This is a genomic window from Bradyrhizobium sp. P3_C3 (genome assembly GCF_056402655.1).
On the sequence record NZ_JBFUGY010000013.1, the window covers coordinates 193,484 to 207,165 of the forward strand.

Sequence of the window (13,682 nt, forward strand, 5' to 3'; positions counted from 1 at the left end):
CGCGCGATGCTGAACTTCGTCGTGCGGCGGCTCCTTGCCATCCTGCCGGTGCTGCTCGCCGTCTCGCTGCTCACCTTCCTGATCGCCGCGTTGCTGCCGGGCGATCTTGCCTATGTCATCCTCGGCGATCAGGCGACGCCGGAGAATGTCGCGGCGTTGCGCCGTGACATGGGGCTCGACCAGCCGCTGTGGTGGCGTTATCTGAGCTGGCTCGGTCATGTCCTGCAGGGCGATCTCGGCCGCTCCTTCCGCACCGGGCAGACGGTGTTGCAGGCGGTAGCCGAGCGCATTCCGGTCTCGCTCGAGCTGATGCTGATGGCCGAATTCATCGGGCTCCTGATCGGCGTGCCGCTCGCGATCGCCTGCGCTGCGCGCGCCGGTGGCGCCTTCGACCGCTTCATGACCGGCAGCGCCTTCGCCATGCTGTCGATGCCGTCCTTCCTGATGGCGATTTTGTTGATCTATCTGTTCGCGGTCGAGTTGCGCTGGCTGCCGGCGACCGGCTATGTGCCGTTCACCGAGGAGCCGCTGTCGAACCTGCGCTTCTTCGTGCTGCCGGCGCTGACGCTGGCGCTGGCGGAATGGCCTGGAATCATGCGGGTGCTGCGCTCCGACATGATCGCGACCCTGCAGGAGGACTACATTGCTCTCGCGAAAGCGAAAGGCCTCAAGCCCGCGCGCATCCTGTTCGTGCATGCGCTGAAGCCATCGTCGCTGACCCTGGTGACGGTCACAGGCATCAACATCGGTCGCCTGCTGGGCGGCACGCTGATCGTGGAATCGATCTTCGCGCTGCCGGGCATCGGCCGCTTGCTGGTTGGCGCGATCTACACCCGCGACCTCGTCATCCTCCAGGGCGTGGTGCTGCTGGTCGCTTGCGGCTTCGTCATCGTCAATTTCATCGTCGACATGCTTTACGCCGTGCTCGATCCGAGGATCCGCCATGGCCACGCTTGAGCTGTCGATGCAGGACGAGGTGGTCTCCGAGCCGGTTCGGCGCCGGCGCAAGCTCGGCCTGTTGTTCTGGTTCGCGAGCGCCTGGCTCGCGATTGTCCTGACGCTCGCGATCCTCGCGCCGGTGCTGCCGCTGCAGAATCCTGTAGACATGGACATGCTGGAGCGCCGTGCGGCGTTCTCCGGGGAACACTGGCTCGGCACCGACGGGCTCGGCCGCGACGAATTTGCCCGCCTGATCTTTGGCGCGCGGGTGTCGCTGACGGTCGGGCTGATCGCGCCGATGATCGGCCTTGCGCTCGGCGGCGCGCTTGGTCTCCTCGCCGGCTATTTCCGCGGCCGGTTCGAGACGCTGGTGGTCGGCAGTATGGACGTGCTGCTGGCCTTTCCGCCGCTGATCTTCGCGCTCGCGGTGACCGCCTATCTCGGCCAGTCGATTCCCAATCTCACCCTGATTCTCGGCGTGCTCGGCATTCCCGCCTTCATGCGCGTGGCGCGCGCGGCCACGCTGACGCTGGCGCGGCGCGAGTTCGTGATCGCGGCCGAGGCGCTTGGCGCCAGCCATGCGCGCATCCTGTTGCGCGAGCTGCTGCCGAACGTGATCCTGCCGCTGCTGGCCTTCTTCCTGCTCGGCGTCGCCGTCACCATCGTGGTCGAGGGCGCACTGTCCTTCCTCGGGCTCGGCGTGCCGCCGCCGATGGCGAGCTGGGGCAGCATGATCGGCGAAGGGCGCGACAGCCTCGACGTCGCGCCGCGGCTGGCCTTCCTGCCGGCAACAGCGCTGTTCTTGACCGTGCTGGCCTTCAACCTGGTCGGCGACACCTTGCGGGCCCTGACCGACCCGCGTCAGGGGGCGCTGTGAGCGCGCCGCTGTTGACCATCGAGGACGTCGCGGTCGAGCTGCCGACCCCGCGCGGCAATTTGCGCGCCGTGGATCATGTCGACCTGACGCTGGAGGCGGGCCGCACGCTCGGCATCGTCGGCGAATCCGGCTGCGGCAAGACCATGCTGTCGCGCGCGGTGCTTCAGCTCTTGCCGAAGAAGGCGAAGCTGACAGGGCGCGTGATGTTCGACGGCCAGGACCTGGTGCGGCTCGACTCCGAGCGTCTGCGGCGCCTGCGTGGGCGCGACCTCGCGGTCGTGTTCCAGGACCCGATGACCTCGCTCAACCCGGTGCTGACCATCGGCACCCAGCTGATGGAGACGATCCAGGAGCATCTCGAGCTCGATGCGCCGGCGGCGCGGAGGCGCAGCATCGAGCTGCTCGCCGCCGTCGGCATTCCGGCGCCGGAGCAGCGGCTCGCGCAATATCCACATCAATGTTCCGGCGGCATGYGCCAGCGCATCGCGATTGCGATCGCGCTGTCCTGCGAGCCGAAGCTCCTGATTGCGGACGAGCCGACCACGGCGCTCGACGTGACCATCCAGGCGCAGATCCTCGATCTGCTGGCGCGCGAGCAGCGCCGCCGCCACATGGCGATGATCATCATCACCCACGATCTCGGCGTCGTCGCCGGCCGCGCCGACGAGGTCGCGGTGATGTATGCGGGCAGGGTGGTCGAGCGCGCGCCGACGCAGGCGTTGTTCAAGCGCATGCACATGCCCTACACCGAGGCGCTGCTGGCGGCGATCCCGAAGCTGGAGACCGCGCCGCATACGCCACTGCCCGCCATCTCCGGCCGTCCGCCCGATCCGACCCGGCCGCTGAGGGGCTGCTCGTTTGCGCCACGCTGCCGCTATGCCGCAGGGCGCTGTCACGAGGCCAAGCCCGAATTGAAGGGCGCGGAGATGCCTGATCATCTCTATGCCTGCTTCCATCCGATCCAGATGACGGAGGGGATTGGCGCATGATGCAGTTTGCCATGCCCGCTGAGCCGCTCCTGAACGTCGACAATCTCGTCGTCGAATATGGTCTTGGCAACAAGACGGTGCACGCGGTCTCCGGCGTCAGCCTCCAGGTCGCGCGCGGCGAGACGCTGGGGCTGGTCGGCGAATCCGGCTGCGGCAAGTCGACGCTGGGGCGCGCGGTGCTGCAATTGCGCCGCGCCAAATCCGGCCGCGTGCTGTTCGACGGCGAGGATCTCACCGCGATGGAAGGCGAGGCGCTGCGAAAAATGCGCCGCCGCGTGCAGCTGATCTTCCAGGACCCGATCGCTTCGCTCAATCCGCGCCGACGCATCGGTGACATCGTTGCCGAGCCGCTGATCATCGCCGGCGTGAAAGATGCCGCCGAGCGCAAGCGGCGCGTTCACGACGTGCTGTCCGCGGTCGGGCTCGACCCTGACCTCGTAGCGGGCCGTCTGCCGCACGAATTCTCCGGCGGCCAGTGCCAGCGCATCTGCATCGCACGATCGCTGGTGCTCAACCCCGAATTCATCGTCTGCGACGAGCCGGTCTCGGCGCTCGACGTCTCCATCCGCGCGCAGATCCTCAATCTGCTCGAGGAGATGAAGGCGCGCTTCGGCCTGACGCTGCTGTTCATCGCGCATGATCTCGCGGTGGTGAAAGCGGTCAGCGACCGCGTCGCGGTGATGTATCTCGGCCGGCTCTGCGAGGTCGGGCCGTCGGAACAATTGTTCGCGAGGCCCGCGCATCCCTACACGGACCTGCTGTTGCAGGCGATCCCGGTGCCCGATCCGGACGTGCGTCCCGTCGAGAGTGTGGCGACCGGCGAGCCACCATCGCCGATTGCGCCGCCGTCCGGCTGCCGCTTCCGCACCCGCTGCCCGCGGGCCGACCAGCGATGCAGCGCGGAGATACCGGAGTTGCGCGAGGTCGCACCCGGCCAGTTCGCGGCTTGCCACCATCCGCTGGCCTAAACTAAAGACGGAAGCGGATTTGTTTCGCCCCGCCGGTCATGGCATGGTGGCGACGACAAGAAGTATGCCGGGAGGACGCCGATGAAGAGTTTCAAGGTTGCCGATTTCAAGGCGCCGCTGCAGGAGTTCGACGAGGCCACGCCGCAGCCGTCGGGCACGCAGGTGCTGATCAAGGTGAAGGCCGCCGGCGTCTGCCACAGCGACCTCCACATCTGGGAAGGCGGCTACGATCTCGGCCACGGCCGCAAGCCGCTGTCGCTGAAGGACCGCGGCATCAATCTGCCGCTGACCATGGGCCATGAGACGGTCGGCGAAATCGCAGCCTTCGGCCCCGACGTGAAGCCGACCGACCAGGGCGATCTCAGGCTCGGCGATGTCGGCCTCGTCTATCCCTGGATCGGCTGCGGCAAGTGCGCCACGTGCCTGGCCGGTGACGAGAACATGTGCCTGACGCCGCGCTCGCTCGGCGTCTATTGCGACGGCGGCTACTCCGACCACATGCTGGTGCCTCATCCCCGCTATCTGCTCAACCTGAAGGGGCTCGATCCCGCCTCGGCGGCGCCCTACGCCTGCTCTGGCGTCACCACCTACAGCGCGCTGAAGAAGGTCGAGCAGCATTTCGACACGCCGATCGTGATGTTCGGCGCCGGCGGTCTTGGCCTGATGGCGCTGTCGCTGCTGAAGGCAATGGGCGGCAAGGGCGCGATCATGGTCGACATCGACGCCAGGAAGCGCGAGGCCGCCGAAAAGGCCGGCGCGCTCGCGACCGTCGATCCCAAGGCGCCGGATGCGCTGGAGCAGCTTGCCAAAAAGGCGGGCGGGCCGATCCGCGCCGTGATCGATCTGGTCGGTAACGCCGCGACAACGCAACTCGGCTTCGATTGCCTGACCAAGGGCGGCAAGCTCGTCATCGTCGGCCTGTTCGGCGGCGGCGCGACCTGGGCGCTGCCGCTGATCCCGATCAAGGCGGTGACGATCCAGGGCAGCTATGTCGGCAATTTGCGCGAGACGCAGGAGCTGCTCGACCTCGTGCGCGCCAAGAACGTGCCGCCGATCCCGGTGACGCGCCAACCGCTCAACAAGGCCAATGACGCGCTGGTGCAATTGCAGCAGGGCGCGGTGGTCGGTCGCACGGTGCTGACGCCGTAATAAACGCTCTCTCCTCCGTCATTGCGAGCGAAGCGAAGCAAAGCAATCCAGAAATCCCTCCGCGGACACAGTCTGGATTGCTTCGTCGCTTCGCTCCTCGCAATGACGTCCTTGGCTCGTTCCTTCCTAAGGTCTCTCAAATGTCCGCAAACAACGCCTTCCACATTGCCGTGCTCGCCGGTGACGGCATCGGTCCCGAAGTCATGGCACCGGCCATCGAAGTCTTGCGCAAGATCGAGGCGAAGTCCGGCCTGAGCTTCCGCTTCACCGAGGCGCCCGCCGGCGCCAACAATTATCTCGCGACCGGCAAGTCGATGCCCGATTCCACGATCAAGCTGTGCGAGGAGGCCGATGCGATCCTGCTCGGCGCCTGTGGCCTGCCGTCGGTGCGCTACCCCGATAATACCGAGATCGCGCCGCAGATCGAGCTTCGGTTCATCTTCGATCTCTATGCCGGCGTGCGCCCGGCGCGGCTCATTCCGGGCGTGCCGAGCCCGATCGTCGGCGCCGACCAGCGCGGCATCGATCTCGTCGTGATCCGCGAATCCACCGAAGGCCTGTTCGCCTCGATGGGCAAGGGCGTCGTCACCCATGAGGACGCGCGCGAGACCATGGTGATCACGCGCAAGACCTCCGAGCGCCTGTTCGAGTTCTCGTTTCGGCTCGCCGAGCGGCGCAAGGCGCGCGGCAAGCCGGGGATGCTGACCTGCGTCGACAAGGCGAACGTGTTCAAGGCCTTTGCGTTCTTCCGCGGCATCTTCGACGAGATCGAGAAGAAGCATCCGAACGTGAAGACCGACCGGCTCTATGTCGATGCCTGCTCGGCGATGCTGGTGAAGCGTCCCTGGGATTTCGACGTGATGGTGATGGAGAACATGTTCGGCGACATCGTCTCCGACATCACCGCGAGCCTGATCGGTGGCCTCGGCATGGCGCCGTCCGCCGACATCGGCGACAAATATGCCGTGTTCCAGCCCTGCCACGGCACCGCACCCGATATCATGGGGCAGGGCAAGGCCAATCCCACCGGCATGATCCTGTCGGCGGCGATGATGCTGGACTGGCTCGCCGACAAGCACGGCGTCGAGAGCGCGGCAGAAGCCGGCGAGCAGATCGAGCGTGCGGTGGATCAGATCTACGCCGGCGGCATCAAGCCGATGGAGTTCGGCGGCAGCAATGGCACGGCTGACATTACGAAAGCGGTGCTCGCTGCGCTGTAGTTACCGCAGGCGGTCGATATCGGTGGAGCCGGACGTCAATGAGCAATCCGGTTCCCGAGCACTATCGGCACCTCAGGACCTTCGCCTTCGGCGACAATCCTGCGCTCGCGGATGAATTGGTCGAACTCGTCGTCAAGGGCGTCAAGACCGCGACTTGCAGCACGGAGGACGAACCTAACACGTCCACGCCCGGTGAGCGCTGGGTCGTGCTCAACGGGCGCGGAGAACCGCGCTGCGTCATTGAATCCGTCGAGATCACCTATCGGCGCTTCAATGACGTCGATGCCGCGTTTGCGCACGATGAGGGCGAAGGCGATCGAAGCCTCGCCTATTGGCGCAGCGCCCATCGGACCTATTTCGGCCGGCTCGGACGATTCAGCGAGGGCATGACGCTCATGTGCGAGCGCTTTCGCCTGATCGAGGTGTTCGACGATCTACGGCCTGTCGGACCATAGCTAATGTTCAGATGGCCCCGCAAAGCGAGAGCATCGCAAGGATGACCAGTGCAAGTCCCAAGCTCATTATCTTCGATTCGGACGGCGTCCTGGTCGATAGTGAGATTATTGCCCTGACCGTCCTGGTCCGAACAGCATCTGAGGAAGGCGTAACGATCAGCGTGGAGGACGCTATACGTTCTTTCCGAGGGGTAAAGATGGCGGATTGCGTGCGCGAAATTGAGCGTCGGCTAGGCCGCGGCGTCCGAGACACTTTCGTTGCTGACGTTCGACAAGCAACCGCGCTGGCTTTTGATGCCGAACTGAAGCCTGTCGAAGGAATCCATGCAGCGTTAGCCGAGATTACCGTTCCCGTTTGCGTAGCGTCTAACGGACCCATGTCGAAGCTCACGCATGCACTCGGGTTGACGAAACTGCTGGGGCACTTTGAAGGACGTATCTTTAGTGCGTATGAGGTTGGTTCGTGGAAGCCAGACCCCGGCCTGTTTCTGCATGCCGCACAAACGTTGGGTGTTCACCCTTCACGTTGCGTCGTTATTGAGGACTCCTTGTCCGGGATTCGCGCGGCAAAGGCCGCGGGAATGAGAGTCTTGGGGTTTACCGGCGGTGATCCGCGAGTTGAGCCAGAGTTAGCAGCCTTCTGCGATGAGTTCTTTCATCGGATGAGCGACCTTCCGGCTTTGTTGCGTATCGAATGATTGCAGCGCTCGCAAAGGCGCGACCTCTGTTATGAGGCCCAACAACGGACACCGCCAACGAGTTCATGACGTGGATTTCGACCCCAGATTGGCCCAAGGTAAAATGGGAGCGAAGAAACCTAGAAGGAAGTTGATTGCATGCGTTTGCTCTTCGTCTTTGTACTCGCAACAATACTGCCGGCCGCCGCTTATGCGTAAGTAAGAACATGTTTCGACGCAAGAGACGAACAAAACATGCGAAATGCGATGGGGACAGGACCGGATGCGATCGAAAGGGCTGTGAAATTCTTTTCCGAGCTGTATGGGGAGCTACCCCAGTCAGAGAAACGAATTCCCGACGGGATCCTTCTACGTTGGATAGTTCCGAAGCAGCCGGGGCTGGCAACAACCTTCGCGCGCTACATCACGATCAACATGGCGCGCGAGCCGTCGGCATCTTGTACGACTACTTTCTAGTCACGGCGGGGTTGTTTTCGTGATTTTTGCTGGCGCGGCCGGCCGCCGAGGCTACTTGCCCGTAAACTGCGGCTTGCGCTTTTCCATGAAGGCCTGACGGCCCTCGCGAAAATCCGCGCTGTCCATGCAGGCGTGACCGATCGCCTTGATTGCCTCCAGGTCGCGCTGGCTCTCGTCTTTCAACACCTGCGCGATAGTGATCTTGGCGGCCTTGATCGCGAGCGGGGCGTTCTCGGAGATGGTCTGCGCGATCGTCATCGTCTCCCCCCACAACTCGTCGATCGGGAACAAGCGCTCGACGAGGCCAATGCGCAGCGCCTCGGCGGAATCGATCCGCATGCCCGTGTACATCAGAAGCCGTGCCCAGGACGGACCGACCAGCGACACCAGATGCTTCAAGCCGTCATAGCCATAGGCGATGCCGAGTTTTGCCGCGGGAATGCCGAACTGGCTGCCATCTGCGGCGAGGCGGATGTCGGCGAGCATCGCGACCTGCATGCCGCCGCCTAGACAGAATCCCTCGATGCAGGCGATGGTCGGCTTGGGATAGTCGGCGAGCAGCGCGCGCTGGGCGGCGCTGCGCCTGGCATATTCCTCGGACGCCGCCGCATTGTGGCGGGTCTTCTCAAACTGGCTGATGTCGGCCCCGGAGACGAATGCCTTGCCGCCGGCGCCGCGCAGGATCACGACGCGAACCGTCGCGTCATCGCGCAGGCTCGTCAGCGCCTCGCCAAATCCCTCCCACATCTCCAGCGACATCGCGTTGCGCTTGTCAGGATTGTTGAAGGTGATCACGCCGACGCCGTCGATGACCTGCTTGAGGATCTTGCCGTCGGCAAGGGGTGTTTCGGTCGTGCTGGAATTGTCAGGCATTGCGCGCTCGCTTGTCGTAGGCCGAGCGCAATGTGCGGCCGGGGCGCGGCCCGGGTCAACCGCGACGAGGGACGCGGCTTTGCATCCGCCTGTGCCGCGATTGCATGGCGCGAGAAGCGGTTATTCCTTGAGCATGATCTTTTCGGAAAACCGCTGCACACTTTTCCGGATCATGCTCTACTGCGTTGCGTGCATGTGCGCGGTCAGGGGATGGCTGCCGGCATTGCTGAAGAACGCCGCCTCTTCGGCGGTGGCCTCCAGCAACTGCTCGTCCTGATTATAGACGTCGTTGCGGAACTGGACGGTCTGGTCCCTGGTCATCCATGCCGTGAGGTAGATCCAGGCCACCGGCACCTTCTTCGCCATGGCGACATCGAGGTGCTGGCCGCTCGCAATCTCCGTATCGATCGCGGCGCGGCTCCATTTCGGCTGGTCCTTCAGCAGCCAGGCGGCGAGATCGCGCACATTGTCGACGCGCGAGCAGCCATTGGAATCGAAGCGGTAGTCGTCGCTGAACAGATTGCGCTGGTTGGTGTCGTGCATATAGACCGAATAGGAATTCGGCATGTCGATCTTCACCGCGCCGAGCGCGTTGAAGGTGCCGTTGTGCTGGCGCACGGTGAAGTTCGGCGTGTGCGTGCCCGACCAGTCGACCGAATGCGGGTCGATCGGATTGTCGTGGGCGTCGAGCACCTCCATGTGCATGCGCGACAAATAGGTCGGATCCTTGCGCATATGCGCCGAGATCTCGGTCTTGGCGATCGAGGACGGCACCGTCCAGGTCGGATTGAGCACGACGCTGGTGATCTGGGCCGTCAGGGTCGGCGAGGGCTTTTCGGTCCTGCCGACGATCACGCGATAGCGCCGCACCACCACATCGTTCTCGACCGCTTCGGCAAACGCGGCGGGGATGTTGACCACGACATAGCGCTGGCCGAAGCCGAAATTCATGTTCTCGAGCCGCTGGAGCGAAGCCTCCAGCTGCCGGATGCGCTTCTGCACGGAGACGTTCATCGCCGCGAGCGTGCGCGGCGTCACCGTGCCGGTCGGCGCCAGTCCATGGCGGGCCTGGAAGCGCTTCACGGCGTCGGCGAGATCCTGATCGAAGGCGCCGCTGGCCTTGTCGGCGGCGAGATCGCCGGAGAGGATTAGTCGCTTGCGCAGCAGCTCGTCGCTGGCGCCTTGGACGCCGAGGGCGAACTTGGCATCGGCAGGGATGGTCGGCCAGCCGCCGCGCACGGCGAGATCGGAGTAGCTGAGTGCGGCATCCTTGATGCGCTGGGCCGAGCCCTCGTCATAGGTTGGCTCGTGCGTCAGCGCGAGCGCCGCGGCGGAGCGGCTCTCCGCCGTCGAAGCGGGTGCGGCAGCCTTCGGCGCGGCAGCATGGGCCGGGTTCGCCGCGGCCGGCACTGTACCGGCCGCCGTTGCCGGCCTGGGGTTTGCCTGTCCCGTGGTTTCGGTTTGCGCCAGCGCGGAGGCGCTCGCGAGCACGCCGACGGCAACGATCATCGCATGGCGTTTCGACATGTGTCCCATTTTCCCCACGAGGACGAGGCCCGGACGGGCGCTCGCATTGGCAATTCCCGCTCGCCGCGCTGCGTGCGCCGATTCGCAAAAATCGGCGGGAAGCTAGAGCCCCGGAGTTGAGGTCCCATTAAGCACGGCAGTCGAAAGCCCGCGCGCTCGAGGCGGGGCGTCTCGATTGTGTCGCAGCAGGGGTGGGATCGGTTCGCGAAATCCGCGGCGATGGTGGGCAAATTGCCGGGAAATCCGCAGCAAGAAACCCGCAAGAAAAAAGGGCGGCTTGGCCGCCCCGAAAGGAGAGCCGCGCGCAAGCGCGCGGACTGGGTCTCGTTCAATCCGGCCGCGCCCCCGTGACGCGGCGGATTGAACATCGGCCGTAAAGGTCAGAGCCCGATCGGCTCAGGCCTCGTTCGCTGCGATCGATTCCATCAGCGAGACGAGCTGACGCTGCACCGTCTGGTCCTTGATCTTGCTGTAGGCGCGCAGCAGGCGGAGGCTGAAGGCGGAATCGAGGAACAGCAGGCTCTCGACTTCGCGCGCCTTGTTGTCGCCGTCATAGAAGAAGGTCACGGGCACATCGAGGGCGGTGGCGATCTGCTGAAGCCGAGCCGCGCCGACGCGATTGACGCCCTTCTCGTATTTCTGGACCTGCTGGAAGCTCACGCCGAGCTTCTCGCCCAGCTCGGCCTGCGAGATCTTCATCTCGACGCGCCGCAGACGGATCCGCTTGCCAAGCTCAATGTCCGGCTTGCCGGCGCTGCGCTGCTTCATTCTTTTCGCCGCTGCTTTCATACTCTCACCTTTGTTCTTCGGTTGAAAATCCCCCGAAGAGCTGGGTCAGGGGTTCGCCCATATACTCGTCCTTGAATTCATGCGGATGCACGAACTCTTCCTTAAACCACGGGAATCGCGCCGGATTGAAAGCCTCGATCAGCCAGTCAATCATGTGCCGAACGCGTGGAATCCGGCCGCTACCAGGGTGGTAGGACAACCAGATATCCAGCGGCCTGTTCAGCTCGACCTCCAGTGGAATCAACTTCCCGCCAAGCGCAATGGCGTAGCTCGGGAATACGCCGATGCCGGCGCCATTCGCGACCGCCCAATAATTGGCGCTTGAGACGTTGGTCTTCATGACCAGCAGGTCACGTTCCGGAACGCCTGGGAAGAAGCTCTCGAAGGTTTCCTTGGCGGCCAGCTGGTCGGCGAATTGCAGCACGAGGCGGTGCTTGATCAATTCGAGCGCCGAGCGCGGCGTGCCGTGTTTCTCAAGGTATTTTTCCGAAGCCCAGAACATCAGGTGCATGCGGCCGAGCCGCACCAGCTTGACGTCGAGCGCGGAGGGACGCGACAGATGGATGGCGACGTCGGCCTCGTGACGAGAGACATCGGCCGAGCGCATCGCGCAATGGAGGTCGACCAGGATCTTCGGATAGGCCTGCTGGAATTCGACCAGCCGCGGGGCGAGCCAGAACGTCCCGAGACCCTCGGTGACGGCCACGCGAACTTCGCCGGACAGGGCGTTGGCCGTCGAATCGCTGGTGCGCAGCACGTCGAAGGCGGCCGCCTCCATGCGCTCGACGGCGGAGACCACCAGTGCACCTTCATCGGTCAGATGCGTGCCGTGGACGTCGCGGGTGAACAGGGTGGTGCCGGTCTGGCGCTCGAAATCATCAATCCGGCGGCGGACAGCGTTGATCGACAGCGACAGGCGTTCAGACGCCGAGCGAAAACTGCCGCATCGAACGACTTCCAGGAATATGCGGGCCGCATCCCAATCGGAGAGGCCGCTGATGTTGATCTTTGGGCGTTCCTCCTGTGGAACGCCCCTTTCCGCCAAGGAGTGCATACAAGTCCCTTCGGGTTGCTAAACTGGCAGAATTGGGCGCAAACCACAACCACTGCGGGTTGGGGAACGGCGACTTTTGAACGCCATCGTTACTGCCTCGTGGGCGGTATCCGAGTGTTACTAAGGCTGAGAATCGAATCGGCCGACCAACGTTGGAATGAGGGGTGTGGCGTGAGTTCCGTTGCGAGCCCTGAAATGGCTGCAGGATTGTCGGCGTTTTCCGTGACGGAAGTCCTTGCGCGCGAGCTGTCGCCGCGCGGAATGGGTCGATCATCCAGTGCCGCGCGTTCGACTCCCGGCCACGACGATAATGGCGTCCCGCGCAGCGGGTCGATGTTCGCGGGAGCCACGGTTTCCCGGCAAAATCATACTGAAATCATGTTCGGAGGCGTCGGCGCCTCGTGTTATTCTCGGTATCCCATGGGGGCCGAGGGGATTTCCACAAACACGTCTCGCAGGCCGAACTAACGGAAAGAACGCCGGTGTCGCATTCAGACGAACAGTTGCAGTCGGTGCTGGAAACGCTTGAGGAGTGCCGCAAGGTTCTCAACGAGAGCAACAACCGCGAGTCGGCCGAGCTGCTGTCCATCGTCATCCTCGACGTGCGGATGAAGCTCAAAGGAATTGACAGTGCCGATCTCAAGGCGCTGTGCGACGAAATGCTGCGGAGCGCTGGAAGCGAACCGCAGCCCCCCTCCAAGCAGACGCAGGACCAGCCCCGGCGTCCGCTGCTCCGCGTGGTGAAGTAGCCGCGCCGCCGAGTCTCGCTTTTTGGCGAGGTTTGTGCGCGTCCCGATGCCGCATCTGTGATCGCAGACGGCATCGGGAGGAGCCTGGTTTCGTGCGCCTCTGTTGTGCGCATTCCCCGGCATCGGCTACACCAGAGCCGGTTCGGCTCCCGCCCGCGCGCATTCCCGGTGCGCGGCCAAAGAGCCTGAGATGGCTCCGACTGCATCATGCAAAATGTCTCGATCCCGGCGGCCCTGATTGCCGGCCTCGTCAGCTTCCTCTCTCCCTGCGTTCTGCCCCTGGTTCCGCCCTATCTGATCTATCTCACGGGCGCCACGATCGAGCATGTCGAGAACAAGGAGCCGGCCTCGGCGTCCAAGCGCGCCATCATGATGTCGGCGCTCCTGTTCGTGCTCGGCTTCTCCACGGTGTTCGTGGCGCTCGGCGCCAGCGCTTCGCTGATCGGCGGGCTGATTCGTGCCTGGTCGGCCGAGCTGTCGATCCTCGCCGGCATCGTCATCATCGTCATGGGCCTGCACTTCCTGGGACTGACGCGGATCGGCCTGTTGATGCGCGAGGGGCGCTTGACCGCGCCCAAGCCTGTCGGCCTGTGGGGCGCCTATGTGATGGGCCTCGCCTTCGCCTTCGGCTGGACGCCCTGCATCGGCCCGATCCTCGCCGCGATCCTCTCGATCGCCGCGGCGGAGGCGACGGTGACGAAGGGGGCGGGACTGCTCGCAGTCTATTCGGCTGGCCTCGGCATTCCCTTCCTGATCGCCGCCCTGATGATCGAGCAGTTCTCGAAGCTGTTCGCGCGGATGAAGGGCCAGCTCGTCAATGTCGAGCGCGCCATGGGCGTCCTGATGGTGATCACTGGCATCGGCTTCCTCACCGGCACGGTCTCGAATGTCAGCATCTGGCTGCTCGAGACGTTTCCGGCGCTGCAGACGATCGGTTAG

General features: G+C 64.2%; 14 protein-coding genes. 10 read left to right on the plus strand and 4 right to left on the minus strand.

Translation table 11 applies throughout. The features are described 5' to 3' along the window. Positions 1 to 6 precede the first annotated feature (6 nt). From AC1DW2_RS17165 to AC1DW2_RS17200, 8 genes are all read left to right on the plus strand, one after another. On the plus strand, positions 7 to 957 hold the full coding sequence (locus AC1DW2_RS17165) for an ABC transporter permease (protein WP_028152064.1): 951 nt from the start codon (positions 7 to 9) through the stop codon (positions 955 to 957). Continuing rightward, positions 944 to 1,816: an ABC transporter permease gene (locus AC1DW2_RS17170; RefSeq protein ID WP_028157019.1), complete on the plus strand. Its 873-nt coding sequence runs from the start codon at positions 944 to 946 to the stop codon at positions 1,814 to 1,816. Before AC1DW2_RS17165 ends, AC1DW2_RS17170 begins: the two co-directional genes overlap by 14 nt. Beyond that, entirely contained in the window at positions 1,813 to 2,805 is a 993-nt protein-coding gene (locus AC1DW2_RS17175) for an ABC transporter ATP-binding protein (RefSeq protein WP_477006689.1), read from the plus strand. The genes AC1DW2_RS17170 and AC1DW2_RS17175 overlap by 4 nt, the downstream gene beginning before the upstream one ends. Further along, positions 2,802 to 3,773: an ABC transporter ATP-binding protein gene (locus AC1DW2_RS17180; RefSeq protein WP_477006690.1), complete on the plus strand. Its 972-nt coding sequence runs from the start codon at positions 2,802 to 2,804 to the stop codon at positions 3,771 to 3,773. Before AC1DW2_RS17175 ends, AC1DW2_RS17180 begins: the two co-directional genes overlap by 4 nt. An 81-nt stretch (positions 3,774 to 3,854) precedes the next feature. Continuing rightward, the gene (locus AC1DW2_RS17185; protein WP_166089648.1) at positions 3,855 to 4,922 is read left to right on the plus strand and encodes an alcohol dehydrogenase; all 1,068 of its coding nucleotides are present in this window, start codon (positions 3,855 to 3,857) and stop codon (positions 4,920 to 4,922) included. 140 nt (positions 4,923 to 5,062) lie between these two features. Further along, complete coding sequence (locus tag AC1DW2_RS17190; protein WP_477006691.1) at positions 5,063 to 6,142, plus strand: isocitrate/isopropylmalate dehydrogenase family protein; 1,080 nt, start codon at positions 5,063 to 5,065, stop codon at positions 6,140 to 6,142. Between the two features lie 38 nt (positions 6,143 to 6,180). Then, positions 6,181 to 6,597 (plus strand): ASCH domain-containing protein, encoded by a 417-nt coding sequence (locus tag AC1DW2_RS17195; protein ID WP_477006692.1) that lies wholly within the window; start codon positions 6,181 to 6,183, stop codon positions 6,595 to 6,597. Positions 6,598 to 6,638: 41 nt separating this feature from the next. After that, complete coding sequence (locus AC1DW2_RS17200) at positions 6,639 to 7,295, plus strand: HAD family hydrolase (RefSeq protein ID WP_477006693.1); 657 nt, start codon at positions 6,639 to 6,641, stop codon at positions 7,293 to 7,295. A gap of 507 nt (positions 7,296 to 7,802) precedes the next feature. Here the strand turns inward: AC1DW2_RS17200 and AC1DW2_RS17205 are convergent. From AC1DW2_RS17205 to AC1DW2_RS17220, 4 genes are all read right to left on the minus strand, one after another. Then, complete coding sequence (locus AC1DW2_RS17205; RefSeq protein ID WP_354238188.1) at positions 7,803 to 8,624, minus strand: enoyl-CoA hydratase; 822 nt, start codon at positions 8,622 to 8,624, stop codon at positions 7,803 to 7,805. A 177-nt stretch (positions 8,625 to 8,801) separates the two neighbouring features. Further along, positions 8,802 to 10,151: a L,D-transpeptidase family protein gene (locus AC1DW2_RS17210; RefSeq protein ID WP_477006694.1), complete on the minus strand. Its 1,350-nt coding sequence runs from the start codon at positions 10,149 to 10,151 to the stop codon at positions 8,802 to 8,804. 396 nt (positions 10,152 to 10,547) lie between these two features. Next, entirely contained in the window at positions 10,548 to 10,919 is a 372-nt protein-coding gene (locus AC1DW2_RS17215; RefSeq protein WP_014497036.1) for a helix-turn-helix domain-containing protein, read from the minus strand. Between the two features lie 25 nt (positions 10,920 to 10,944). Further along, on the minus strand, positions 10,945 to 11,994 hold the full coding sequence (locus tag AC1DW2_RS17220; protein WP_038943246.1) for a LysR family transcriptional regulator: 1,050 nt from the start codon (positions 11,992 to 11,994) through the stop codon (positions 10,945 to 10,947). A 482-nt stretch (positions 11,995 to 12,476) separates the two neighbouring features. Here AC1DW2_RS17220 and AC1DW2_RS17225 point away from each other — a divergent pair, with 482 nt between their 5' ends. Beyond that, complete coding sequence (locus AC1DW2_RS17225; RefSeq protein ID WP_028152051.1) at positions 12,477 to 12,743, plus strand: hypothetical protein; 267 nt, start codon at positions 12,477 to 12,479, stop codon at positions 12,741 to 12,743. Between the two features lie 207 nt (positions 12,744 to 12,950). Further along, on the plus strand, positions 12,951 to 13,682 hold the full coding sequence (locus AC1DW2_RS17230) for a cytochrome c biogenesis CcdA family protein (protein ID WP_477006695.1): 732 nt from the start codon (positions 12,951 to 12,953) through the stop codon (positions 13,680 to 13,682).